This window comes from Roseateles violae, from assembly GCF_030410485.1.
GTDB classification, from domain to species: domain Bacteria; phylum Pseudomonadota; class Gammaproteobacteria; order Burkholderiales; family Burkholderiaceae_C; genus Roseateles_D; species Roseateles_D violae.
Window position 1 is genome coordinate 272,309 of the sequence record NZ_JAUHHC010000003.1, and the last position, 25,016, is coordinate 297,324.

Here is a 25,016-nt window from a genome sequence, read left to right on the forward strand (position 1 = left end):
GTCATCTCCGGTCGTTGCGGCCCGCCAACATCGAAGTTGTCAACAAGTTATCCACAGACTCTTGTGGATGGCCTGGGGATTGTTGGAAGGCCTTCGATTTGCGTCGCCGAAAGCGAGCAAAGACGCCTTTGCGAGCCCCGATTCTACGCGATGGCTCGAACAATCCGGCCTGGCCCCGGCCAAGTTAGCGGGTGCCAACGTCGATTTTCGACGCCAGCGCGCTCCTTGATCCGGGCCGGCAGGTGTCGATATTTCCGCATTGCGAAAAGACCCGCGACCGGACCCCGCCATCCACAGCCCCGTCTTCAGCGCGACGGACGCAGCAGGATGAAGTTCACCTGGTCGCCGCGGCGCACCAGCAGATTGATCACCTTGGCCTTCTCCAGCTTGGCCAGCTGGGCCTGGAACTGCTTGACGTTGCCGATCTCGACGTTCTCGACCGAGAGGATCAGGTCGCCCTCGCGCAGGCCGGCGCGCGAGGCCGCGCCGCTGACCGCATCGACGCGCACACCGGCGCGCAGCTTCAGTTCGCGCTTCTGCGCATCGGGGATTTCGGATACCGTCAGGCCCAGGGCCTGGGAGGCCGCCGGCGGGCTGGACGGACTGCTAGGCTCGCTGCCGCCACCGGCGCTGGCCTGGCGGTCGTCAGGCATCTCGCCGACGGTCAGACTCAGCTCCTTGTGGGCGCCGCGGCGGAAGACCTGCACTGGCACCTTGCTGCCCGGCTTGATCGCGGCGACGACGCGGCGCACGTCGACCGCCTTCTCGATCGCCTTGCCATCGAACTTGGTGATCACGTCGCCGCCTTCCATGCCGGCCTTGTCGGCCGGGCCATTGGGCTCGACGCGGCGAACGATGGCGCCATTGGGCTTGCCCAGGCCGATGGACTCGGCCACCTCCTTGGTCAGGTCATCCGGCAGCACGCCGATGAAGCCGCGCACGACCTTGCCGCTGCTGCGCAGCTGGTCCGAAACGCGGATCGCCTCGTCGATCGGAATCGCGAAAGAGATGCCCATGAAGCCACCGGACTGGCTGTAGATCTGCGAGTTGATGCCGACCACCTCGCCGCGCATATTCAGCAGCGGCCCGCCGGAGTTGCCGGGGTTGATCGCCACGTCGGTCTGGATCAGCGGCAGGAAGTCGCCGGTGTCGCGCGCCTTGGCGCTGACGATGCCGGCGGTCACCGTGTTGTCGAAGCCGAAGGGCGAGCCGATCGCCATCACCCACTCGCCGACCTTGAGCCGGCTGATGTCGCCGATCTTTACCGTCGGCAGGCCGGTGGCCTCGATGCGCACGACGGCGACGTCCGAACGGCGGTCGCTGCCGATGATCTTGGCCTTGAACTCGCGCTTGTCGGTCAGGGTCACGAAGACCTCATCGGCGCCCTCGACCACATGGGCGTTGGTCATCACGAAACCGTCGGCGCTGAGGATGAAACCGGAGCCGACGCCGCGGCGCTGCGGCGCGTCCTCATCACGCGGCGCGCCGCGGCGCTGATTGGGCACCGGAATGCCGAAGCGGCGCAGGAACTCCTGCATCTGCTCGTCGATCTCTGGGTTCTCGCTGCGGCTCATGCGCACCCGCTCCGAGGTGCGGATGTTGACGACGGCGGGGCCGACGCGCTCGACCATCTCGGTGAAGTCCGGCAGCTCGCGGGCCTGCGCGACGCTGATCTGCGGCGCCAGGCCGAGGCTCAGCGAGAGCAGCGAGGCCGACAGCAAGGCGCCGGACCAGCGCGTCATCGCGGAGCGGGAGGGGACTGCGGCAGACTTTGTATGCATGGCATTCGAGGTTCGAGGGGTCTTCACGTCGCCGACGTGGGGATGCGCGTCCGACTATTCAAGTGCGGGGCGGGCAAGCCCGATGATGCCATCAGCGCGCCGGCGCCCCGGAAGTCACCTCGCCCGCGCCGTCTGGCAGCGGCGCGGCGGCGCCCAGCAGGGCCGGATGCACGGGCGCCGTCATCGTCTGCGCAAAGCTGGGCGCCGCGCGGTCCAGCATCAGACCGCCAGGCGCCGGCAACAAGGCCAGCGATGCGTTCGGCAAGGCGCGTACCTGCAGCTGGGACTGCGGCAACTCGGGTCGCAGCCCTGGCATCAACAGCGCCAGGCCGACGAAGCCGGCGGCCACCGCCAAGGGCGCCAGCCAGCGAGCCAGCGGCTGTGTCGCGGAGCGCGGTGGTTCCTGCGCTAGACGCTGGTGCAGCGCGTCCAGTAACGCTTCGCTGCGCTGCGCCTGGCCGACCAGCTCGGCCGAACGCAGGCTGTCGCCGAGCAGATGCCAGGCCTGCCAGCTGCGGCGCAGTTCCGCGTCGTCGGCCCAGGCGGCGCACAGCGCGCGCAGCTGCGCCGGGCTGGCCCGGCCATCGAGCAGGTCCGACAGATCTTCGGCGGCAACCGCCTCGTGCTTCATCGTCCTTTGCTTTCCATCGTCCATAGCCTTCACCAGCGCCCGCCGGTCCTCGTGTCGAGCAGCGGCCGCAGCTTGGCCGCCACCGCCTCGCGCGCGCGGAAGATGCGCGAGCGCACCGTGCCGACCGGACAGTCCATCAACACGGCGATCTCCTCGTAGGCCAGGCCGTCGACCTCGCGCAGCAGCAGCGCGCGCCGGAAGTCCTCCGGCAACTGATCGACCGCCGCATTGACGGCGGCGGCGACCTCCTTGCTGGAAAGCAGCCCTTCCGGCGTCGCTCCGTCGCTTAGTGTCTGCTCCGCCCGCAGAGGTTCCTCCTCGCCATCCCCTTGTTTGAGGGATGACTCGACGCGCACCGGGTCGCGCTGCAGCCGCGCCATGCTCTTGCGCGCGGTATTGATCGCGATCCGGTACAGCCAGGTGTAGAAGGCGCTGTCGCCGCGAAAGCCGGGCAATGCGCGGTAGGCGCGCAGAAAGGACTCCTGGCTGATGTCGGCGACCAGATCGACATCGCGCACGCTGCGCGCGATCAGCCGTTCGATGCGGCGCTGGTACTTGATCACCAGCATCTCGAAGGCCCGCATATCGCCGCGCTGGGCCAGTTCGACCAGCGGCGCATCGGGATCGGCGGAACTCATGCGGTGAAGCGCGGCTAGCGGGCCGGGGCGTCGGGATGCGTCGAATATAGCGTGGCCCGCAGCGCGCCCCAGGCGGCGCCGACGCTTGCGCGCGCCAGCGGCAGATAGCGCCGCCGCCCGGGCAGGCCCAGCGGCGACCCGCGCCCCGGCTCCTCGCAGCGCAGCAGCAAGCAGTCGTCGAAATCCAGCACGACCTCGACCCGCACCGCCGGGCCGGGCTCGCGCGATTCGCTGGGCGCCAGATGCCAGGCCTGGCCGTCCCACTGCAGGCGCAGCGGCCGCACACGCGCCAGCCTCCAGCCCAGCAGCGCGGCCAGCGGCACGGCGGGCAGCAGCCACCAGCAATCGGGGATATGGGTGGCCGCCGCTGCCAAGGCGGCCAGGGCCGAGAGGCCTGCCAGCGCGGCGATCAGCGCCTGCAAGCGCGGCCGCGCCGAGGTCTCGACCTGCAGCGCCGGCGCATGGCGATGGAAGGGGCGGGCCGCACTCACGGCCAGCGCCCTGCGCTTAGACGCGCTTGAAGATCAGCGTGCCGTTGGTGCCGCCAAAGCCGAAGTTGTTCTTGGCGGCGTAGGCTATCTCCATCTGCCGCGCCTCGTTGGCGCAGTAGTCCAGGTCGCACTCGGGATCCTGGTTGAAGATATTGATCGTCGGCGGCGCGACCTGGTTGTGCACGGCCAGCACGGTGAACACCGACTCGATACCGCCGGCGCCGCCCAGCAGGTGGCCGGTCATCGACTTGGTCGAGCTGACGACCATGTTCTTGGCATGCTCGCCGAAGGCCAGCTTGATCGCGTTGGTCTCGTTGACGTCGCCCAGCGGCGTCGAGGTGCCATGCGCGTTCATGTACTGCACCTGGTCCGGATTGATGCCAGCATTGCGCAGCGCCGCGCGCATCGAGCGCTTCGGCCCGTCGACGTTGGGCGCCGTCATGTGGTACGCATCGGCACCCATGCCGAAGCCGGCGAGCTCGCAGTAGATCTTGGCGCCGCGCTTGAGCGCATGCTCGTACTCCTCGAGCACCAGCACGCCACCGCCCTCGCCCAGCACGAAGCCGTCGCGGTCCTTGTCCCAGGGCCGCGAGGCGGTCTTGGGATCGTCGTTGCGGGTCGACAGCGCTCGGGCCGCGGCAAAGCCGCCGATGCCCAGCGGGGAGACGGTCGACTCGGCACCGCCGGCGATCATCACGTCCGCATCGCCATACTCGATCATCCGGCCCGCTTCACCGATGCAGTGCAGACCGGTGGTGCAGGCGGTGACGATGGCCAGGTTCGGACCCTGGAAACCGTATTTGATCGAGACATGGCCCGAAATCATGTTGATGATCGAGGCCGGCACGAAGAAGGGCGTGATGCGGCGCGGGCCGCGAGCCGCCAGTTCAGCGTGGGTTTCCTCGATCATCGGCAGACCACCGATGCCCGAACCGACCAGCACGCCGATGCGCTCGGCCTGCTCCTCGGTCAGCTGATCGTTCGTCGGCAGGCCGGCGTCCTGCACCGCCTGAATGGACGCCGCCATCCCGTAGTGGATGAAGGTGTCCATCGTCCGCGCTTCCTTGCTGTTCAAGTAAGCGTTGACGTCGAAGCCCTTGACCTCGCCGGCGAACTGGCAGGCGAAGTTGCTGGCATCGAAACGGGTGATGCGGTCAATGCCGGACTGACCGGCCAGGATATTGGCCCAGCCTTCGGCCACCGTGTTGCCCACGGGGCTGATCAGACCGAGTCCGGTGACGACGACGCGACGACGACTCATGCGGTACGGGTATCGGTTGGGACTGCCGGAGCGTGGGTACGCTCAGGCCTTCTGGTGCTTGACGGCGTAGTCGATCGCCAGTTGCACGGTGGTGATCTTCTCGGCCTCTTCGTCCGGGATCTCGATGCCGAACTCGTCTTCCAGGGCCATCACCAGTTCGACCGTGTCGAGGGAATCGGCGCCCAGATCGGCGACGAAGGCCTTCTCATTGGACACATCGGCTTCGGGCACGCCGAGTTGTTCGGCAATGATTTTTTTGACACGGGTTTCGATATCGCTCATGACTCCTCCAGGAGGGGTTTGCTAGGAACAGCCCGGGATTCTAAGGCCTCTAGAGTGACGCGCCTAAGTCAGCATCAAGGGGTCACTCTCGGGGCCTTCACCGGCCGGGCAAATCCGGTGGGCGGGCGCGGATGGGCCCGCCGCCAATCAGTTCATAAACATGCCGCCATTGACGTGCAGCTCGCTGCCGGTGATGTAGCCCGCCTTGCTGGAGGCCAGGAAGGCCACCGCATCGGCGATCTCGGCCGGCTCTCCCAGGCGCCCGGCCGGAATCTGCGCCAGCAGCGCGGCCTTCTGGGCCTCGGGCAGCACCTCGGTCATGTCGGTGGCGATGAAACCCGGCGCGATGCAGTTGACGGTGATGCCGCGGCTGCCCAGCTCACGCGCCAGCGAGCGCGTCATGCCGGCCACGCCGGCCTTGGCGGCCGCGTAGTTCGCCTGGCCCGGATTGCCGGAGGCGCCGACGACCGAGGTGATGTTGATGATGCGGCCGTAGCGCTGCTTCATCATCGTGCGCATCACCGCGCGGCTCATGCGGAACACGGCCTTCAGATTGGTGTCGACGACGGCGTCCCAGTCCTCGTCCTTCATCCGCATGGCCAGGGTGTCACGGGTGATGCCGGCATTGTTGACCAGCACCTGCAGGCCGCCGTCGACCTTGACGATGGCGTCGATCGCCGCCTCGACGGCGGCGGCGTCATTGACGTTCAGTGCGATGCCGCGGCCGCCGAAGGCGGCCAGCGCCTCGCCGATGCCGGCGGCGCCCGACTCGGTCGTCGCCGTGCCGATAACGGTGAAGCCCTGCTGGGCCAGGGTCAGCGCGATCGCGCGGCCGATGCCGCGGCTGGCGCCGGTGACTAGCGCAACTTGTTTTTGGTTCTCGCTCATGGATTGATCAGCCCAACAGGGTTTTCGCTTCGGCCAGCGAGGCCGGATCCAGCACCGTCGTGCTCTGCAGCTCGGCGTCGATGCGCTTGACCATGCCGGCCAGCACCTTGCCGGGGCCGCACTCGATGATGTGGCTGAGGCCGCGCGCCTTCAAGGCCTGGATCACCTCGACCCAGCGCACCGGGCCGAAGGCCTGGCGGTAGAGCGCGTCGCGCAGAGCGTCGGCGCCCTCGGTGACGGCCACGTCGATATTGTTGACGATGGGGAAGGCCTGCACACCGAAGCTGACCGTCGCCAGCTTCTCGCGCAGCCGCTCGGCGGCCGGCTTCATCAGGCTCGAATGGAAGGGTGCCGACACCGGCAGCGGCAGCGCGCGCTTGGCACCCATCGCCTTCAGCACTTCGGCGGCCTTCTCGGCGCCGGCCTTGCTGCCGGCGATCACCGTCTGCTTGGGATCATTGAAATTGACCGCTTCGATCACCTCGCCGCTCTCGGCCGCGGCCTTGGCGCAGCCCTCGCGGACGGCCTCGCCGTCCAGGCCCAGGATCGCGTACATCGCGCCGGTGCCGACCGGCACCGCCTCCTGCATGGCCCGGGCGCGGAAACGCACCAGCGGCAGCGCATCGGCCAGGCTCAGCGCGCCCGAGGCGACCAGGGCCGTGTACTCGCCCAGCGAATGACCGGCCGCGGCGACCGGCACCAGGCCGGTCTCGGCGATCCAGGCGCGGTAGCAGGCGATGCCGGCGGTCAGCATCACCGGCTGGGTGTTGGTGGTCAGGTCCAGCTGTTCCTTCGGGCCGTTCTTGATCAGGGCGCCGATGTCCTCGCCGAGCGCGGCCGAGGCCTCGGCCAAGGTGCGGGCGACCTCCGGGTGATCGCCCCAGGCGTCCAGCATGCCGACGGCCTGCGAGCCCTGGCCCGGGAAGACGAATGCAAACTTCGCAGTCATTTCTGTTCTTGTCTCTTCTGATTAGAAATCGAGCAGCACGGCGCCCCAGGTGAAGCCGCCGCCGACGCCTTCCAACATCACCGTGTCGCCGCGCCGAACCTTGCCCGAGCGGACGGCGACGTCCAGCGCCAGCGGGATCGAGGCGGCCGAGGTATTGCCATGCTCGTCGACGGTGACGATCAGCTTGTCCAGCGGCATCTTCAGCTTCTTGGCCGTGCCCTGCATGATGCGGATATTGGCCTGATGCGGGATCAGCCAGTCGATATCGGCCTCGCTGCGGCCGGCCTTGTCCAGCACCGCGCGCGCGACCTTCTCGAGCACGCCGACGGCCAGCTTGAACACGGCCTGGCCGTCCATCTTCAGCAGCGGATCGCCGATCACCTTGCCGCCGGCGACGGTGCCGGGCGTGCAAAGGATGTTGGCGTGGCGCCCGTCGGCATGCAGATCGGCGGCCAAAATGCCCGGCTCCTTGCTGGCGCCAAGCACAACGGCGCCGGCGCCATCGCCGAACAGCACGCAAGTCGTGCGGTCCTTGAAATCGAGGATGCGCGAGAAGACCTCGCTGCCGATGACCAGGGCCTTGCTGGCCGCGCCGCTCTTGATCATGGAGTCGGCCACCGTCAGCGCATAGACGAAGCCCGAGCAGACGGCCTGCACGTCGAAGGCCGCGCAACCATGCACACCGAGCTTATGCTGCAGCAGGGTCGCGGTGGACGGGAAGATCATGTCCGGCGTCGAGGTCGCGACAATGATCAGGTCGATCTGTTCGGCCGTCATGCCGGCCGCCTCGAGCGCAGCGCGCGCCGCCGGCAGGGCCAGGTCACTGGCGGTGACGCCCTCGTCGGCGAAGTGGCGCGCCCGGATACCGGTGCGCTCGATGATCCATTCGTCCGAGGTCTCGATGCCGTCGGCCGCCAGCTGGGCGGCCAGATCGGCGTTCGTCAGACGCTTGGGCGGCAGGTAGCTGCCGGTGCCCAGGATGCGGGAATAGCGCGGAGGGGATGCGGTCATGCAGCGTGGGCAACCGGGGTTGCCTTGTCTCCTGCATCGTCGGCGGGGCCGGCCGGCATGGCCTGCAGCGTGTCGACGATGCGGTCGTGAACCCGGTCGAGCAGCCGGTTGCGGGCGGCATCATAAGCCCTGTTCAGCGCCTGCTCGAAGGCGAAGGCATCGGCCGAGCCGTGGCTTTTGAACACCAGGCCGCGCAGGCCCAGCAGCGCCGCGCCATTGAAGCGGCGATGGTCGACGCGGCGCTTAAAGCGCTTGAGCACCGGCAGCGCGACGAGGGCGGCCAGCATGGTCAGCCAGTTGCGGCCGAACTCCTGCTTGATGAAGGTGGCAATCATCGTCGCCAGGCCCTCGGATGCCTTCAGGGCGACATTGCCGACGAAACCGTCGCAGACCACCAGGTCGGTCGTGCCCTTGAAGATGTCGTTGCCCTCGACATTGCCGTAGAAATTCATGTGGCCGGCCGCGGCGGCCTCGCGCAGCAACTCGCCGGCGCGCTTGATCGTCTCGTTGCCCTTGATCACTTCCTCGCCGATGTTCAAGAGGCCGACGCTGGGCTCTTCCTTGCCGTCGACGGCCGAGACCAGCGCGCTGCCCATGACGGCGAACTGCAGCAGATGCTCGGCCGTACAGTCGACATTGGCGCCGAGGTCCAGCACGGTCGTGAAGCCGCCGGTCTGATTGGGCATCACGGTGGCGATCGCCGGGCGGTCGATGCCGTCCAGCGTCTTCAGCAGATAGCGGGCCACCGCCATCAGCGCGCCGGTGTTGCCGGCCGACACGCAGGCATGGGCCAGCGGCGCGGCGCCGTCGGCACCCTTCAGCTGGCTGATCGCGATGCGCATCGAGGACTGGCGCTTGCGGCGCAAGGCAACCTCGACGGTGTCGTCCATCGTCACCACCTCGCTGGCCGCAACGATCTGGCAGCGCGGCCAGTTCATCACATTCGGCGCCGCCTGCGCGAGCGCCTCCGGCAGACCCACCAGCAGCAGCTCGGCGCGCGGATGCGCGGCCAGGAAGGCCTGGCAGGCCGGCAGGGTGACCGCGGGGCCATGATCGCCCCCCATGCAATCCACGGCCAGGCGGATCACATCGGAGGAAGCAGCAGCAACAACAGAAGGCATCTAGGAATGGGGCTGGACGGACGCGAGGCCCGTGAGACTAGCGACCTTACGCGAGGGCGGCAGCCCGGGCAAGCGGGCGAGCCCGGTCGCCGATTGGCGCGACAAACGCAAAAACCCGGCACTGCATCAAGGCACAGGCCGGGAATTTGTCAGACAGGAAGATCAGGGCGCGCCGCAGACCGCGGCGCGAGAACCGGATCGATCAGGCGTCGGCCTTGGTCTTCAGGACCTTGCGGCCACGGTAGAAGCCGGTCGGGCTGATGTGGTGACGCAGATGCACTTCACCGGTGGTCGGCTCGATCGCGGTACCCGGGTTGACCAGGGCATTGTGCGAACGGTGCATGCCACGCTTGGAAGGCGACTTCTTGTTTTGCTGAACGGCCATGAAATTCTCCTAAGGATCCGGTGATTGAGGCGGCCTGAGACGACGACACGGCCAGCCCTCACACCCCGGATACCGCAATTTGCTTGCACGAGCTCCTGCGCACCATGCGCCAGCCGCCTGCAAGCTGCTGCGCGACACTCCTCGCAGCGTTGCGGCACGCGGCCTTGAACCTCGAACCGGGGAAAGCCGATGATTGTAGCACGCGGCTCGGCATAAACCCAAGCGCCGGATCGCCCCTGCTTATTGCGCCGGGCCTCGCCCCTTCAACGCGGCCAGCGCGGCGAAGGGATTCGGACGCTCGTCCTCCTGCGCCTCGCCCGCCTCCTCGTCCGGCTCCGCGTTCGAATGCGGCAGCGGTTCGGGGCAGGTCTCGTGGCGCGGCACCAGCGGCAGCGCCAGCAGCAATTCGTCCTCGACCAGTTCCTGCGCGTCAAGGCTGCGCGTCAGCGCCAGCACATCGTCCTCGCTGTCGGCATCGAGGCTGGCGGCCTCCTCCTCGCCGCGCACGAAGCGGAACCAGCGCGACAGGTTCAAGTCCTCACTGACCGGCTGCAGGCAGCGCTGACAGGTCAGGCTGACGCGGGCGCTGGCCTCCAGATGCAGCCAGATCTGCTTGTCGCTGCTGCGCGGCTCGGCGCGCGCCTCGCCCTCCAGGCTCCAGCGCACGGCCGGCCAAGCGCTGGCCGGCGCCTCGGGCGCGGCGCTGTCCGCCAGGCGGCTCAGCGCCTGCGCCGGCCATTCGCCCTGCAGGCTCGCGCCATCGCGGGCAAAGGCCTCGACATCCAGCTTGTGGGGAGTAAATACGCGTGCTTTCATGGCCTCAAGTGTAAGAGCCCGGCGGCGATGGGAAAATCGAACCATGTCCTCAAGCCCCCCTCCCCGCCCCTTGATCCTGGGCTCCACCTCGCGCTATCGCCGCGAACTGCTCGAACGCCTGCGCCTGCCCTTCGAGGTCCGCTCGCCCGAGACCGATGAAACCCCGCAGCCCGGCGAAAGCCCGGCCGCGCTGGCGCAGCGCCTGGCGCTGGCCAAGGCGCAGGCGGTGGCCCGCCAGCACCCGCAGGCGATCGTGATCGGCTCGGACCAGGTTGCCGACCTCGACGGCAGGCCGATCGGCAAGCCGGGCACGCACGAGCGCGCACGCGAGCAGTTGCGTGCGATGAGCGGCAAGGCGGTCGTGTTCCAGACGGCGGTCGCCGTCGTCTGCGCGGACAGCGGCTTCGCCGCCCAGGCGCTGGCGCCGGTGCGCGTGGTCTTTCGCGAGCTGAGCGATCTCGAGATCGAAAACTATCTGCGGGCCGAGCAGCCCTATGACTGCGCCGGCAGCGCCAAGTCCGAGGGCCTGGGCATCGCGCTGCTGGCCGCGATCGAATCGGACGATCCGACCGCGCTGATCGGCCTGCCGCTGATCCGCACCGGCGCGCTGCTGCGCCAGGCCGGGCTCGACCCGCTGCTGCACGGAGCGAGCGCATGACGACGAAGGGGCGGCTTTATCTGGTGCCCAACACGCTGGATTTCGGCGTCGACGGCGCCGAGGTGGGCCTGCAGCAGGTGCTGCCGCAGCGGGTGATCGAGATCGCCGCGCGGCTCTCCCACTGGGCGGCCGAGAATGCGAAGACGACGCGCGCCTTCCTGAAACGCGTGGATGCGCTGCAGCCGCTGGCCCAGCCGCTGCAGAATGTGCAGATCGCCGAACTGCCACGCCCGCCCAAGGGCCGAGGGAACGCCGACGCGACGCAGGACGCGGCCTGGCGGGCGCTGCTGGCGCCGGCCCTGGCCGGCCAGGATCTGGGCCTGATCTCGGAGGCCGGGTTGCCCGCGATTGCCGACCCCGGCGCCCTGCTGGTCGCGGCGGCGCACGAGGCCGGCATCGAGGTGCTGCCGCTCAGCGGCCCCAGCTCCTTGCTGATGGCGCTGGCGGCCAGCGGCCTGAACGGGCAGAGCTTCGCCTTCGTCGGCTATCTGCCGGTGGACGCGGTCGCGCGGACGGCGCGGATCCGCGAACTGGAGGCGCTGTCAGGCCGCCAGCAGCAGACGCAGCTGATGATAGAGACACCCTACCGCAACGGCGCGCTGCTGCAGGCGCTGCTGGCGACGCTGAAGCCGACGACGCGGCTGTCGATCAGTTGCGGACTCAGCCTGGCACAAGGCTGGACGCGCAGCATGACGGTGGCGCAATGGCGCAGCGCGAGCACGACGCTGCCGGACAAGGTGCCGGCGGTGTTCGCGCTGCTGGGCTGAGACCCTTCCCGCCTCAGGATTCCAGTGCCGCCGGGCGCTTGGCGCCGAATAGTGCGGCGACCTTCTTCTTCGGCTTGATATAGCTGGACAGGCCCTTGGGTGCCGCGGCGGCGCCCTTCTCCCAGGCCGGCGGCGCCTCGCCGCTGGCGCTGGCTTCGTAGGGTTTGTCGAAGAAGGGGTCACGCGGCGCTGGTGCCGGCGCGCGGTAGACCGGGCGCGGCGCGGCGGCAGATGGCTGCTCGCCATCGCGCTCGCGGCGCGGGCGCGCCGGGCGCTCGAAGCGCTCCGAACGGGCCGGGCGGTCGTCCTCGAGCTCGATCGCTTCCAGATCGATCTTGCGCTTGATCAGCTTCTCGATATCGCCGATCAGACGGGCATCGCTGCGCGCCACCAGGGTCACCGCGATGCCCGAGGCACCGGCGCGGCCGGTACGGCCGATCCGGTGCACATAGTCCTCGGCATTGAAGGGCACGTCGAAGTTGAAGACGGCCGGCAGGTCGGCAATGTCCAGGCCGCGCGCGGCGACGTCGGTGGCGACCAGCAGATCAACCTCCTGGCGCTTGAAGGCGTCGAGCGACTTCAGGCGCTCGTCCTGCGACTTGTCGCCGTGGAGGGCCGCAGTGCGCAGGCCATCGCGCTCGAAGGAGCGGGCCAGGCGGGCCGCGCCGAGCTTGGAATTGACGAAGACAATCGCCTGCTTGATCTCGCGCTGGCGCAGGATCTGCTTGACCACCGCGCGCTTGTCCTCGTCATCGACGCTGTAGAACAGCTGCTCGACCGTCGAGGCGGTCGCGTTCGGCCGCGCCACCTCGACGAGGATGGGGTCCTGCAGATAGCTCTGGGCCAGGCGCTTGATCTCGGGCGAGAAGGTGGCCGAGAACAGCAGGGTCTGGCGGGTCTTGGGCAGGTAGCTGAGGATGCGCTGCAGATCGGGCAGGAAGCCGATGTCCAGCATGCGGTCGGCCTCGTCGAGCACGACGTACTCGACCTGGTTCAGCACGCAATTCTTGGCCTCGATGTGGTCCAAGAGGCGGCCGGGCGTGGCGATCAGCACCTCGACGCCGGCCTTCAGCTGCAGGGTCTGCGGCTTCATGTCGATGCCGCCGAAGACGCAGGCGGAGCGCAGATTGGTGTGCTTGGCGTAGGCCTTGACGTTGTTGGCGACCTGGTCGGCCAGCTCGCGCGTCGGCGCGATCACCAGCGCGCGCACCGGGTGGCGGGCCGGTGAGACGCTGGCGTTCTCGTGCTTGAGCATGCGCTGCAGCAGCGGGATCGAAAAGGCGGCGGTCTTGCCGGTGCCGGTCTGGGCGGCGCCCATCACGTCACGACCGTCCAGCACGATGGGGATCGCCTTGGCCTGGATCGGCGTCATGGTCGCGTAGCCGGAATCGGCCACCGCGCGCAGCAGTTTGGCGTCCAGCGGCAGCGTGTCGAAGCGCGCGGGCGCTTGTTGCGGAAGCTCGGCTGCTTCGGTCGTTTGGATGTCGGTCATCCCATGATTATCCGCGATCCGCGGCAATCACTCGGGTTTGCCCTGGGAATGCAGCTCGGCGACCGCGCGCGCCTCGCTCTTCGGCGCATTGCGGAAGACCAGCCATTTGGGCGTCTTGAAGCGGACGATGCGCCAGTACAGGCCCACATAGGTGACGGCGAACAGCAGCATGCAGGCGACGATCATCGGCGTCGAATCCCAGAACAGCAGGGCCGGCGCCAGCGAGGACACGCACAGCGTCCACAGATAGGGGGCCGTCATCGAGTTGCGGCGCGTCATCACCCGGGCGTCGTGGGCGCCGATTGCCCAGCGCATCAGGCGGCGGTAGATCAGCGAGTGCAGGTGGATGCCATCGGGCTCGCCCGGCGGCGCATCGCGCAGGATGCGGCGGCGATAGATCGAGAACAGCGTCTCGAAGACCGGGTAGATGCAGACCATCAGCGCGAACAGCGGCGACACCTGCGGATGCCGTGCGATCAGCAGCACGCCGATCTCAGCCAGGAAGAAGCCCATGAAGTAGGCGCCGCCATCGCCGAGGAAGATCAGGCCGGCCGGGAAGTTCCAGACGAAGAAGCCGAGGATGGCGCCGACGCCGGCCAGCGCCCATAGCGCCAGCTCGACGTCGCCGACCTGCTGGGCCACATAGGCGAAGGCCAGCAGCATCAGGCTGACGCACATCGAGGACAGGCCGTTGAAGCCGTCGATGATGTTGACGGAGTTGGCGACGCCGGCGACGGCGAACACGGTGGCGATGGTCGCGCCGACGGTGGTGGCAACCAGCCAGTCGACGCCGGGAATGTCGGTGCGGGTGATCAGCGCGCCCATCAGCCAGGCCCCCAGCGCGGCGGAAACGGCCGTCGCCAGCAGGCGCTTACCGGGCGAAACCTTCTTCGTGAAGTCCTCGATCAGGCCGGCGGCAAAGGCCGGCAGGCCGCAAAGCAGCAGCAGCAGGCCGAGCCGGGCCTCCAGATGGCCGAGCACCAGCATCACGGCCGCGCAGGCCGCCAGGCCGGCGAAGATGCCGACACCGCCGATGCGCGGCACTGGGCGGGCGTGGAATTTCTGCGGCCCCGACAAATCATGGTCGGCCGACAAATAGCCGTGCGTCGTAGACGAGCGGACGACAAACAGCGTAACGATCGTCGCCACCGCAAAAGGGATCAGCAAATACAGCATCCGGCCAGTGTAGCGGCGCCCGCCTCGGCCATCGCCCGGCGCCGCTAGAATGCCGCCCGTCACAGCCAACTCTCCTCAGAGCGCTGCAAAACCATAGCGAGCTAGATTTCATGACGTTCTGCAAGTTCTTGGGCTCCGCGTCGACGACGCGCCATGGGAGTGGAAGCATCGATCCGGTCGGCGGGCGCGCGTCGCTCGGGCGAGCCGCCCGCCAGGGCCTGCTGCTGCTGACCATCGGCGCCCAGTTGCTGACGCTGAACGGTCCGGCGTTGGCGCAGAGCAATGGCGTCGACAGCCGCGGCGGCTATAGCGGCGGGAACGGCGACACCGGCCCCTTCCGTCTGCCGCAGCAGGCGCCCCGGCAAGGCGGCGAGAACGGCAGCAATGCCGACGTGCTCGATGCCGCAGTGCCGCGCCGCGAACCACCGCCGCCGGTCTATATCCCGAGCGAGTTCGAGCGCTATGTGCAGCGCGCCATCGGTGCCAGCCTGACCGACAGCCGGCAACCGGGCAGCCGCACCTATTCCGAGGCCGACAAGGAGCTGCTCGAGCAGGCGGCCGAGATCCGGCGCTTCGGCTCCGAGCTGATGACGCCGAGCGTGCGCGGCGGCATGGCGCCGGAATCCGGCAACCAGATCCCGCTGGACTACACGATCGGTGTCGGCGACGAGGTGCTGCTGACGCTGTGGGGCTCGGTCGATGCCGATCTGCGCCTGATCGTCGATCGCGGCGGCCGCATCGTCATCCCGCGTGTCGGCCCCGTCATGGTGGCCGGCCTGCGCTACGCCGATCTCGCACCGGCGATCGAGCAGCGCGTCGGCCAGGTGTTCCGCAACTTCAAGCTCAGCGCCTCGATGGGCCGGCTGCGCAGCATCCGCGTCTACGTCACCGGCTTCACCCGCCGCCCCGGCGCCTACACGGTCAGCAGCCTGGCGACGCTGGTCAATGCGCTGATGCAGGCGGGTGGCCCGTCCGGCGTCGGCAGCTATCGCAATATCGAGCTGCGACGCGCCGGCAAGATGGTCAGCAGCTTCGACTTCTACGATCTGCTGATCAGGGGCGACAAGACGGCCGACCGCTCGCTGCAGGCCGAGGATGTGATCCATATCGGCCCGACCGGCCCGCAGGTGGCCCTGGTCGGCAGCGTCAACAAGCCGGCCATCTTCGAGCTGAAGCCGGGCGAGACGCTGGACGATGTGCTGGCCATGGCCGGCGGCTTCACCGCCGTGGCCGACCGCAGCCGCCTGAGCGTCGAGCATGTAGACGCGCGCAACGACACGCGCATCAGCGAGCTCAGCCTGCCCAAGGAAGGCCGTCAGCAGCCGCGCAGCGGCGATCTGCTGCGCGCCTACAGTGCCGTCACGGCCTCGCTGCCCCAGAACAAGCAGAACAAGCGCGTGCGCATCGAGGGCGAGGTTCAGCATCCGGGCGAATTCATCCTGCCGGCCAGCAGCAGCATCAGCGACGCGATCAAGGCCGCCGGCGGCCTGACCCGCGATGCCTATCTGTATGGCACCGACTTCAGCCGCGAAAGCGTGCGCCTGTCACAGCAGGAGAATTACGAACGGGCGTTGCGCGACCTGGAAACCGAATTCACCCGCGCCGCCACGACGCAGCGGACGATTTCGGCCGACGACGCCGCCGCGCAGACCGGCAAGGCGCAGAACACCGCCCGCCTGCTCGAACGGCTGCGCGCGCTGCGACCGACCGGCCGCATCGTCTTGCAGATGAACCCGCGCGAGCCCAGCCTGCCCAACCTGACGCTCGAGGACGGCGATCGGCTGCTGATCCCGGCCCGCCCGAGCAGCGTCGGCGTGTTCGGCAGCGTGTTCAATGCGGGCAGCTATCTGTATGCCGACGGGCGCTCGGTGGGCGACTTCATGGCGCTGGCCGGTGGCCCCTCGCGCGGTGCCGATTCCGACAACGCCTTCGTGCTCCGCGCCAATGGTAGCGTCGTCAGCGCACGCCAGAAGACCAACGGCTGGCTGATGAGCGGCGGCCTCGAGAAGATCGACGCAGAGCCCGGCGACACCGTCTTCGTGCCCGAGGAGTTGAACAAGACCACCTTCATGCAGGACGTGAAGGACTGGACGCAGATCCTCTATCAGTTCGGCCTGGGTGCTGCTGCGCTGGTGACCCTGAAGAACAACTGAGCGGCACGACCGGAACCCATTCATGACATCCATGCCTCCTCACGCCCCCAACGTACGACCGGCCGAGGATGCCGTCGACGATGGCATCGATCTGCTGGAAATCGCCACCGTGCTCGCCTCGCACTGGCGCCTGTTGATCATCGCCCCAGTGGTCGCCGGCGCGCTCGCCATCGGCGCCAGCTACCTGATTGCACCAACGTTCACCGCCAGAACAACCTTTCTGCCGCCGCAACAGCAACAGAGCGCGGCCGCCACGGCGCTGGCCTCGCTGGGCGCCTTGTCCGGCCTGGCCGGCAGCAGCGGAATCAAGACACCAGGCGATCAATATGTGGCCCTGATGCAAAGCGCCAATGTCGAGGATCGCATCGTGGATCGCTTCAAGCTCCTCGAGGTCTACGATGTCAAATATCGCTTCCTCGCGCGCCAGACACTCAAGCAGAACGTTCGCATCACCCTGGGCAAAAAGGACGGATTAATTACCGCTGAGGTTGATGCCCATGACCCGACCATGGCCGCCGACATCGCGAATCAATATGTCGCGGAGTTGCGCCGCCTTTCGGCAGAGCTAGCGCTGACCGAAGCGCAGCAACGCCGCGTCTTCTTCGAAAATGAGTTGAAGCGAACGCGAGCCAAGCTGACGGACGCCCAGCAAGCGCTGCAAAGCAGCGGCTTCAATGCTGGCGCACTGAAGGCCGAACCCAAGGCTGCGGCGGAGAGCTACGCCAGGCTCCAGGCCCAGATCGCCGCCGCCGAGGTGCAGCTACAAGTCGTTCGGCGCGCGCTCTCGGACACGGCGCCGGAAGTCCAGCAGCAGTTGGTGCAATTGAGTGCGCTGAGGTCACAGCTGCTCAAACTGGAAGGCTCGGCCACCGCGCCCAGTGATGCCGATTACGTTAGCCATTACCGTGAGTTCAAGTATCAAGAAACACTCTTCGATCTGTTCTCCAAGCAATTCGAAATGGCGCGGCTGGACGAGAGTCGCGAGGGCGCGCTGATCCAGGTCGTCGATGCCGCAACGCCACCCGAACGCAAGAGCAAGCCGGCACGGGCGATAATCGCGATCGCCACCGCCGCCGCCGCTTTCCTGCTCCTTGTCGTTTGGGTGCTTGTTCGTCATTCCATACGCACGACTTCCAAACACCCCCACGCCGCGGAAAAATTTGCCCGCTTGCGAGCAGCATTGAAAACAGGCCGATCGAGCGGCACCTGACGCCGCATTCACATTGCAACCGGGCTTGGGCACATGGGTTAGGAGAGTAACCGTCTTCTCCTGCTTGGCCTATGCAAACCCGAAACGCCTCAATTGCGAGCCACTTGGGGACGGCCTACTCGATCCGCGGTGCACTACCACCCAGACGCAGTTACTTGCATGACTCGCCGAAATTAAGCACATAGCGAGGAAGATATGAGCAACCAGAAACCGATATACGTCACGCAGCCTCAACTGCCTGCGCTGCAGGATTTCACACAATTGCTGGGTCAAATCTGGGACAGCAAGGTACTCACCAACGGCGGCCCCTTCCATCAGCAACTCGAAGGTGCCCTGTGCGATTACCTGGGGGTCAAGCATCTGGCCCTGTTCACCAATGCAACCATTGCACTCGTCACCGCACTTCAGGCGCTGCGAGTCACAGGCGAAGTAATCACCACGCCGTACTCATTCGTCGCGACTGCACATTCCTTGCTCTGGAATGGCATAAAGCCGGTTTTCGTCGACATAGATCCCGACACTCTAAATCTCGACCCAGCAAAAATTGAGGCGGCCATCACACCTCAGACCACCGCAATCATGCCGGTGCACTGCTATGGGAACCCTTGCAATGTCGCGGAAATCCAGAGGATCGCCGATATTTACGGACTCAAGGTCATATACGACGCAGCACACGCTTTTGCCGTGAATATCGATTCGGGGAGCATCCTCAATCACGGCGACCTATCCGTACTCAGTTTCCATGCCACCAAGGTGTTCAATACCTTCGAGGGCGGCGCCATCATCTGTCCCGATGCAAAGATGAAGCAACGCATCGACCACCTGAAGAACTTTGGGTTTGTCGACGAAACCACAGTCGTAGCGCCCGGCATCAACGGCAAGATGAACGAAATGCAAGCCGCATTCGGGCTGCTTCAACTCCGAGACATAGACGCCGCAATAGATGCACGCCAAGCAATAGACGCCAGGTACCGGACAGCCCTCAATGGCGTCCCGGGCGTGCAATGCGTTAGCAACACTGCAGCGTCACGCACCAACTACTCCTATTTTCCGATCCTCATTGACTCAAAATACCCCGAGACCAGGGACAATCTTTATTTTCGACTCCGCCAGCATGACATCTACGCAAGGCGATATTTCTATCCGTTGATCACTGACTTTCCGATGTATCGCGGGCTGGCCTCCGCATCCCCATCCAATTTGCCCGTTGCCAAGAAAATCGCCGAGCAGGTGATATGCCTGCCCATTTATCCAAATCTGACCGAAGCCGATCAATCTAGAATTATTGCCGTGATCAGAGGCGGGTGATCATGAGCACGCCCATCGCAATCGTCGGCGCAGGCGGATTCGCACGCGAAGTACTTCAGATTATCCTCGACATCAATGACCAATCACCGCAGGCTCCCATATGGCAGCCCGTAGGCTTCATCATTGAGCACGGCTACTCAAATCCCGGCACAATACATGGACTACCTGTCCATACAGGGCTGACATGGCTTAGCAGCCATCCAGAAGTTCAAACCATAATTGCTATTGGCGCGCCGTCTGCGCGCCGGCAAGTCGCATTACGCCTTGCAGAAGTCTGCCAGAACGCCTTCGCCACCTTGGTTCACCCAAGGGCATGGATCGGCCGACATGTGGAAATTGGGCCTGGTTCAGTTATATGCGCGGGCAGTTTACTGACAACGGACATCAGCATTGGAGCCCATGTGCAAATTCACATTGGGGGCACCATTGGACATGATGCGACATTAGACGACTTCGCGACGCTCTATCCAAGCGTGAAAATCTCTGGGAACGTCCACCTGGGCGAGGGTTGCGAGATCGGAGCGGGCAGCGTATTTATCCCCAAGACGCATGTCGGTCGCTGGGCTGTTGTTGGCGCCGGCTCAGTAGTCACAAAACCGCTCCCGGAAAATACCACTGCCGTTGGCGCCCCTGCACGAGCAATTAAAACTCACCCAGCCAATTGGCACGAAGGCTGATCGATGAGCTTGCGCCATAATGTTGCGACAACTTATGCTAGCCAGATTTATGTAACGCTACTCTCGTTGGCTGTAATGCCAATCTACTTGCGTTACATGGGCAGCGAAGCTTATGGCCTGGTCGGATTTTTCACCATGCTCCAAGCCTGGTTCCAGATCTTGGATATGGGTTTGGGACCGGCATTGTCGCGCGATATCGCACGTCAGCGTGCCGGCGCAATTCCAATTCAGGAACTGCGCGTTTTGTTCAGCGCCCTTGAGAATATTTTTATACTGATCGCAGTTCTTGGCGCGGTTGCATTGACATTGACAGCCCCTTATGTGGCCAGCCATTGGATCAAGACGCATGTGCTGTCCACCGAGTCGGTGGCCGCGTCCGTGCTAATGATGGGGCTAACAATACCCCTGCGCTGGATCGCCGGGCTGTATCGAAGCGTCATTGCAGGCCACGAACGCATGGCCTGGCTGGCAGGCTTCAATGCAGCCGGAGCGACCGCTAGATTTCCAGGTGCATTACTAGTATTGGAGCTTTGGAGCAAACTGCCAACCACTTTTTTTGCGTTCCAACTGTTTGTGGCAGTATTGGAATTCGTCATTCTCGCCGCCATATCACACAGACTGCTACCCCGTCACTCACGAGCCTCTTGGCGCGAACAACTGATGCAGGTTCGCCGATTGGGTAGTTTCTCGCTGATGATTGCGGCGACCGCGGTCATCTGGATCACAGTAACCCAGGTTGACAAACTGCTTCTGTCGCATCTTCTTACTCTTAGCGACTACGGGTATTTCTCTCTCGCCATCGTCGTGGCTGGCGGAGTCAATCTGCTTGCCGCCCCCATTTCGCAAGCACTTCTTCCCACACTGGCCAGATTACACGCGAAGGAGGATCATGCAGCATTGATCGCGACCTATCGGAAATCCAGCCAGCTTACCTGCCTCATTACGATCCCCTGTGCGTTGATGCTATCGTTCTTTCCTGAGCAAATACTTTTTGCATGGATCAACGACATCAATGCCGCACACAAGGCAGCCCCCATCATTGCGGGCTATGCAATAGGAAATGCGATTCTAGCAATCTCAGCGTTTCCATACCTTTTGCAGTATGCAAGAGGATCATTGCGCTTGCATCTGCTGGGCAATCTTCTGCTAGTGATGATTTTGGTACCTGCCATCATCTGGATTAGCCCGGAGTACGGCGCAGTGGGCGCAGCAGGAGTTTGGCTCGCAGCGATCACGCTCTACTTTCTTGTATGGGTAACGCTATCTCACGCCAAGCTAGAGCCGGGTCTGCATGGGCCGTGGGTATACGATATTGCGCGCATCGCTGGTGCCAGCCTGCTCACGACGGCGCTGTTACATTCCCTAGTTACATGGCCCCAAGGACGCCTGTCGAGCGTCGCCACGGTGCTCGCCATATGGCTAGCTGCAACTATAACGGGAGCTTTATCAGCAAACGACCCAACAGCTCGTCGGCTGATATTGAAAGCCCTTGCATTGACCCGGCATCATTCAAGATGACCACAAGTATTCACCCATGAGCCTTGGTACTACACCACCACTCGTTAGCATCTGCGTGGTTACCTACAACCATGCAGGCTTCATTGAGGACTGCCTGGAAAGGCTAGCTCGGCAGATCACCACATTCCCGTACGAAGTGATCGTCGGCGTGGACCCCTCCACCGACGGTACGGCGGACATCGTTGACGCTGTCGCTGCACGTCACCCGGGGCGATTTAGGGTCATGCATCATTCAGAGCGTCTTGGTGCGTTTGGAAATTTTCGCCACACGCATCATGCCGCACGCGGTGAGTTTGTAGCCCATATGGATGGCGACGATATAGCGTACCCAGAAAAATTACAGCAGCAAGTCACCGCCCTCCTTAATGACAAAGCCGCCTCCCTGTGTGGTCATGTGGTGGACCTGATCGCACTTGACAATTCATCCCTTTCGGCGCAATTCCCGACACAAGCGGAGCCACAGCAACGATTATTTTTGGACGACGCGCTTACCAAAGGGTCATTGTTCGTTCATTCGTCATTCATGTACAGGCGCCAATTTGCCAGCCACTTATTCGGCTCCTCGCCCGAAGTAATAGATTATTTTTTCCTGATCGGATTCTTGATACACGGGCACGCCATCAACTTAAGCCAGCCTTTAGGAGCATACAGAATCACGGCCGGCGGGCTAACTTTGGCACTGGGGCAACGGAAACGCGTTGCTCTCTTCATGGATGCCTATGAAGATCTGCTAACACGGAAGATCGGCCCGAAGGACCTGATATTGGCCACGGCGATGGCCGACTGCAGCAAACTGCTTTTTTCCGACCGTGAACTAAGAGCTAGATTCCTAAGGATGGTCTTCGCAGCCAAGCGGCTTCCAAATCCTTTTCGGGTTTTGGCGATCCGGCGTGCCAAACGCCTCCATGGCAAAGTACTACAGCAAGCGTTCCAAGCGTCATAGGCCCCGTCTGAACTTGCAAGCATGCAAAATCAAGCATGACAACCAGTCAATCCGTTCGGGCAATTGAGTCAGTTTGCTCACTGGAGCTGGAGTTCATCGAACCCCACTCAATGGGTATCAATTTTATTATTTAGATTTCAAATCTCACCATGAATATATTAGTTACCGGCGGCGCCGGCTTTATCGGCTCTTGGCTGGTCGAATCGCTCATGCAGGCTGGGCATCAGATTACCGTTGTGGACAATTTGAGCCCGCAGATTCATGGTGAACTTCCACGTCCCGATGTGCCTTGGCTGAATTCGGACTGTGGTGTCAAGTTCATCCGTGCGGACATTCGTGACGCCAATGCGATGGATGGTGCACTCGCCTCTGCCGAAGCTGTCGTGCATCTCGCAGCCGAAACCGGCACGGGTCAGTCGATGTATCAGGTCACCCATTACTACGACGTCAACCAGCAAGCCACTGCCAACTTGTTTGAGGCCATCGTTACCAAGCACCGCCACATTCGGCGCGTAGTCTTGGCGTCGAGTCGCTCGGTCTACGGTGAGGGGGCTTATCGTCTTGCGGGGCAAGTCGTGGTGCCGGGTTCACGAGATCTGAAGCGTCTTGAGGCGGGGCTTTTCGAGCCACTAGGTCCCGAAGGCCAAGCGCTGGAGTTGATCGCAACCCCGGAGACTGCCACCCCCTCGCCCGCCTCGGTCTACGCAGCAACCAAACTTGCAAACGAAACCCTGGGCCGCCTCATGGCGGAAGCCTACAACCTCACCGTCGTCGCATTGCGCTTCCAGAACGTCTACGGTGAGCGCCAGTCACTGCGAAACCCCTACACAGGTATTCTGTCAATCTTCTCAAACAGGATGCGACAGGGTCTACCAATCAACATATTTGAAGACGGACATGAAAGCCGGGACTTCGTCCACGTTAGCGATGTGGTGCGGGCCATCAGCAAAGGCTTAAGTGCCGACCTTCCCCCATTCACGATCGCCAACGTTGGTTCCGGCGTCGCGACGTCCGTCCTTGATGTGGCCAGCCTGCTTCGCCAACTGCTGGGAAGCACATCCGAGTTGAAAGTCAGCGGAGACTTTCGAGCCGGTGACATCCGGCATTGCTACGCGGACCTGGCCCGAGTTAAAGCGTTGCTCGATTTCGAGCCGCAAGTTTCGCTGCAGAACGGCTTGCGCGCCTTCTGCGACTGGGTCGTCACTCAACCAGTCCTCGAGGATCGCTCGGCTCAGGCCCAGCAGGAGTTGGCCCGAGCGGGCTTGGGCAAGTCCTCGTGATTGGGGGCTGATTAGTTCACGGTCCAGCACTCAGGAAGTGGCTCGATGAGTCCCAGAAACATCTACCGACGCCTGCTGTCAATGACTTGGTGGCGCTGGCGCTTCGGCGCGTTCGGTCGCAACTCGGTGTTGTTCCCGCCGATATTGGTGACCGAGCCGGAGCGCATATTCATCGGTGCCGACGTTCTCATTCGCGATGGCGCACGGCTCGAAGTCGTGCGCCCTCCTGGCGCGACGTGGACACCGGAGCTCCGCATAGGTGATCGCGTCAATATCGAGCAAGGCGTGCACATCGTCTGCCAATCCAGCGTCGTGATCGAGGAGGGTGTATCGATCACGCCGTACTGCGCAATCGTCGACACCTATCATCCTCATGACCCACCAGACTGCGGCCCCAAGATCGGCGCCCGCCTGCCCGAGCGCCCGACGCATGTGCACATCGGCGCCGGCACTTTCATCGGTACACACAGCGTCATCCTGCCCGACGTGACCATAGGTCGCGGCTGCATCATCGGTGCCGGCTCTGTCGTCAGCAAAGACATTCCGGACTACTGCATCGCCACCGGCGCACCGGCGCGCGTAGTCAAGAGATTTGACCTGGGCAGTCGTCAATGGCTGACACAAGCGGAAATCACGGGCTGATCAGACGAAAATCCACTCAATGAGCCTCCCAAACGCCTCCGAGCCCCTGATCGGCATCGTCACGGTCCTGTACAACAGCGACGACGTGCTGCCCGACTTTTTTGCCAGCCTTGCGGCACAGCAGGGACCAAGCTTTCGCCTGTATGTGATCGACAACAGCGCCACCGACTCGGGCACAAAACTGGCTCGCCTACTGGCCGAGCGGCACGGCATCGATGTGCGCCTGCTTTTCAACAACTCCAACGCAGGGGTCGCCAAGGGTAATAACCAAGGCATCGAGATGGCCCTGGCCGATGGCTGCAGCCATGTGCTGCTGGCCAACAACGACACCGCCTTTGGCGCCGATACCTTGCAGCGCCTGCTGGATGCGTTGGCCGATGGCCAGGAACGTGCAGTCACGCCCAAGATCATGTACCACGACGAGCCTCACAAGCTTTGGTATGGCGGCGGCACGATCAACGCCTGGACGATGCGCACGCCGCATTACGGGATAAAGCAGACAGACCGGGGGCAATTTGATCACCTGGCGCATGTCGGCTATGCACCGACCTGCTTCATGCTGCTGGACGCCCGGATATTCGACGACGTCGGACGCATGGACGAACAGTACTTCGTCTACTACGACGATACAGATTTTGTCTTGCGCATGAAGACGCTGGGCGGGCGAATTCGCTTCGCACCGGGCGCTGTTGTTTTACACAAGGTCAGCTCATCGACCGGCGGCGACCGCTCGCCGTTCAGCGTTTACTACACCAATCGAAACCGGATCTACTTGATACGCAAGAACCTCCGGGGCTTGCAGAAGCTCGTGGCGATCAGTTATTTCCTGATCACCCGCTTGCCACAACTCTGCTTTTTGCAGCATGCATTGGCGCGCAAGGGCTGGTCCGGCGTGGCCGACGGATTTCGGATGCGCGTGCCGAAGACATGAGTTCAAG

At 64.3% G+C, this 25,016-nt stretch carries 25 protein-coding genes; 11 read left to right on the plus strand and 14 right to left on the minus strand.

What is annotated here, in order from left to right; translation table 11 throughout:
• Positions 1 to 305: 305 nt before the first annotated feature.
• From QWJ38_RS11605 to QWJ38_RS11660, 12 genes are all read right to left on the minus strand, one after another.
• A complete protein-coding gene (locus QWJ38_RS11605) occupies positions 306 to 1,742 on the minus strand; it encodes a DegQ family serine endoprotease (protein WP_290359245.1) in 1,437 nt (478 codons plus the stop codon).
• A 130-nt stretch (positions 1,743 to 1,872) separates the two neighbouring features.
• The gene (locus QWJ38_RS11610; protein ID WP_290359246.1) at positions 1,873 to 2,412 is read right to left on the minus strand and encodes a sigma-E factor negative regulatory protein; all 540 of its coding nucleotides are present in this window, start codon (positions 2,410 to 2,412) and stop codon (positions 1,873 to 1,875) included.
• Between the two features lie 29 nt (positions 2,413 to 2,441).
• The gene (locus QWJ38_RS11615; RefSeq protein ID WP_290359247.1) at positions 2,442 to 3,050 is read right to left on the minus strand and encodes a sigma-70 family RNA polymerase sigma factor; all 609 of its coding nucleotides are present in this window, start codon (positions 3,048 to 3,050) and stop codon (positions 2,442 to 2,444) included.
• A 14-nt stretch (positions 3,051 to 3,064) separates the two neighbouring features.
• Entirely contained in the window at positions 3,065 to 3,541 is a 477-nt protein-coding gene (locus QWJ38_RS11620; protein WP_290359248.1) for a hypothetical protein, read from the minus strand.
• Between the two features lie 16 nt (positions 3,542 to 3,557).
• The gene (gene fabF / locus QWJ38_RS11625; RefSeq protein ID WP_290359249.1) at positions 3,558 to 4,802 is read right to left on the minus strand and encodes a beta-ketoacyl-ACP synthase II; all 1,245 of its coding nucleotides are present in this window, start codon (positions 4,800 to 4,802) and stop codon (positions 3,558 to 3,560) included.
• Positions 4,803 to 4,844: 42 nt separating this feature from the next.
• On the minus strand, positions 4,845 to 5,084 hold the full coding sequence (acpP, locus tag QWJ38_RS11630) for an acyl carrier protein (protein ID WP_077036781.1): 240 nt from the start codon (positions 5,082 to 5,084) through the stop codon (positions 4,845 to 4,847).
• A gap of 147 nt (positions 5,085 to 5,231) precedes the next feature.
• On the minus strand, positions 5,232 to 5,972 hold the full coding sequence (gene fabG / locus QWJ38_RS11635; protein WP_290359250.1) for a 3-oxoacyl-ACP reductase FabG: 741 nt from the start codon (positions 5,970 to 5,972) through the stop codon (positions 5,232 to 5,234).
• A 7-nt stretch (positions 5,973 to 5,979) separates the two neighbouring features.
• Positions 5,980 to 6,921 carry an ACP S-malonyltransferase gene (fabD, locus tag QWJ38_RS11640; RefSeq protein ID WP_290359251.1) on the minus strand — a complete coding sequence of 314 codons (942 nt, stop codon included), beginning with the start codon at positions 6,919 to 6,921 and terminating at the stop codon, positions 5,980 to 5,982.
• A gap of 21 nt (positions 6,922 to 6,942) precedes the next feature.
• The gene (locus QWJ38_RS11645) at positions 6,943 to 7,932 is read right to left on the minus strand and encodes a beta-ketoacyl-ACP synthase III (RefSeq protein WP_290359252.1); all 990 of its coding nucleotides are present in this window, start codon (positions 7,930 to 7,932) and stop codon (positions 6,943 to 6,945) included.
• The gene (gene plsX, locus QWJ38_RS11650; RefSeq protein WP_290359253.1) at positions 7,929 to 9,053 is read right to left on the minus strand and encodes a phosphate acyltransferase PlsX; all 1,125 of its coding nucleotides are present in this window, start codon (positions 9,051 to 9,053) and stop codon (positions 7,929 to 7,931) included. The genes QWJ38_RS11645 and plsX overlap by 4 nt, the downstream gene beginning before the upstream one ends.
• A gap of 202 nt (positions 9,054 to 9,255) precedes the next feature.
• On the minus strand, positions 9,256 to 9,438 hold the full coding sequence (rpmF, locus tag QWJ38_RS11655) for a 50S ribosomal protein L32 (protein WP_137943039.1): 183 nt from the start codon (positions 9,436 to 9,438) through the stop codon (positions 9,256 to 9,258).
• Positions 9,439 to 9,678: 240 nt separating this feature from the next.
• Positions 9,679 to 10,254: a YceD family protein gene (locus QWJ38_RS11660; protein WP_290359254.1), complete on the minus strand. Its 576-nt coding sequence runs from the start codon at positions 10,252 to 10,254 to the stop codon at positions 9,679 to 9,681.
• A gap of 43 nt (positions 10,255 to 10,297) precedes the next feature.
• Between QWJ38_RS11660 and QWJ38_RS11665 the strand changes: the two genes are divergently transcribed.
• Both QWJ38_RS11665 and QWJ38_RS11670 read left to right on the plus strand, forming a co-directional pair.
• A complete protein-coding gene (locus QWJ38_RS11665; RefSeq protein ID WP_290359255.1) occupies positions 10,298 to 10,912 on the plus strand; it encodes a Maf family nucleotide pyrophosphatase in 615 nt (204 codons plus the stop codon).
• On the plus strand, positions 10,909 to 11,679 hold the full coding sequence (locus QWJ38_RS11670; protein ID WP_290359256.1) for an SAM-dependent methyltransferase: 771 nt from the start codon (positions 10,909 to 10,911) through the stop codon (positions 11,677 to 11,679). Before QWJ38_RS11665 ends, QWJ38_RS11670 begins: the two co-directional genes overlap by 4 nt.
• Before the next feature lie 13 nt (positions 11,680 to 11,692).
• On the opposite strand, the gene QWJ38_RS11675 is transcribed toward QWJ38_RS11670, so the two are convergent.
• Both QWJ38_RS11675 and QWJ38_RS11680 read right to left on the minus strand, forming a co-directional pair.
• Positions 11,693 to 13,171 (minus strand): DEAD/DEAH box helicase, encoded by a 1,479-nt coding sequence (locus QWJ38_RS11675; RefSeq protein WP_290359257.1) that lies wholly within the window; start codon positions 13,169 to 13,171, stop codon positions 11,693 to 11,695.
• Positions 13,172 to 13,198: 27 nt separating this feature from the next.
• The gene (locus tag QWJ38_RS11680; protein WP_290359258.1) at positions 13,199 to 14,347 is read right to left on the minus strand and encodes an MraY family glycosyltransferase; all 1,149 of its coding nucleotides are present in this window, start codon (positions 14,345 to 14,347) and stop codon (positions 13,199 to 13,201) included.
• Positions 14,348 to 14,457: 110 nt separating this feature from the next.
• On the opposite strand from QWJ38_RS11680, the gene QWJ38_RS11685 reads away from it, so the two are divergent.
• The 9 genes from QWJ38_RS11685 (at position 14,458) to QWJ38_RS11725 (ending at position 25,009) form a co-directional block, all read left to right on the plus strand.
• Complete coding sequence (locus tag QWJ38_RS11685; protein ID WP_290359259.1) at positions 14,458 to 16,500, plus strand: SLBB domain-containing protein; 2,043 nt, start codon at positions 14,458 to 14,460, stop codon at positions 16,498 to 16,500.
• Positions 16,501 to 16,522: 22 nt separating this feature from the next.
• Positions 16,523 to 17,710 carry a Wzz/FepE/Etk N-terminal domain-containing protein gene (locus tag QWJ38_RS11690; RefSeq protein WP_290359260.1) on the plus strand — a complete coding sequence of 396 codons (1,188 nt, stop codon included), beginning with the start codon at positions 16,523 to 16,525 and terminating at the stop codon, positions 17,708 to 17,710.
• 195 nt (positions 17,711 to 17,905) lie between these two features.
• Positions 17,906 to 19,018, plus strand: coding sequence for a DegT/DnrJ/EryC1/StrS family aminotransferase (locus tag QWJ38_RS11695; RefSeq protein WP_290359261.1), 1,113 nt, complete (start codon positions 17,906 to 17,908; stop codon positions 19,016 to 19,018).
• A gap of 2 nt (positions 19,019 to 19,020) precedes the next feature.
• Positions 19,021 to 19,695, plus strand: a complete 675-nt coding sequence (locus QWJ38_RS11700) for an acetyltransferase (protein ID WP_290359262.1) — start codon at positions 19,021 to 19,023, stop codon at positions 19,693 to 19,695.
• Positions 19,696 to 19,698: 3 nt separating this feature from the next.
• Positions 19,699 to 21,213 carry an oligosaccharide flippase family protein gene (locus QWJ38_RS11705; protein WP_290359263.1) on the plus strand — a complete coding sequence of 505 codons (1,515 nt, stop codon included), beginning with the start codon at positions 19,699 to 19,701 and terminating at the stop codon, positions 21,211 to 21,213.
• Positions 21,214 to 21,229: 16 nt separating this feature from the next.
• Positions 21,230 to 22,156: a glycosyltransferase family 2 protein gene (locus QWJ38_RS11710; RefSeq protein WP_290359264.1), complete on the plus strand. Its 927-nt coding sequence runs from the start codon at positions 21,230 to 21,232 to the stop codon at positions 22,154 to 22,156.
• A 149-nt stretch (positions 22,157 to 22,305) separates the two neighbouring features.
• Positions 22,306 to 23,436, plus strand: a complete 1,131-nt coding sequence (locus tag QWJ38_RS11715; protein WP_290359265.1) for an NAD-dependent epimerase/dehydratase family protein — start codon at positions 22,306 to 22,308, stop codon at positions 23,434 to 23,436.
• 45 nt (positions 23,437 to 23,481) lie between these two features.
• Positions 23,482 to 24,078: an acyltransferase gene (locus QWJ38_RS11720; RefSeq protein WP_290359266.1), complete on the plus strand. Its 597-nt coding sequence runs from the start codon at positions 23,482 to 23,484 to the stop codon at positions 24,076 to 24,078.
• 19 nt (positions 24,079 to 24,097) lie between these two features.
• Positions 24,098 to 25,009: a glycosyltransferase family 2 protein gene (locus tag QWJ38_RS11725; protein WP_290359267.1), complete on the plus strand. Its 912-nt coding sequence runs from the start codon at positions 24,098 to 24,100 to the stop codon at positions 25,007 to 25,009.
• Positions 25,010 to 25,016: the final 7 nt, after the last annotated feature.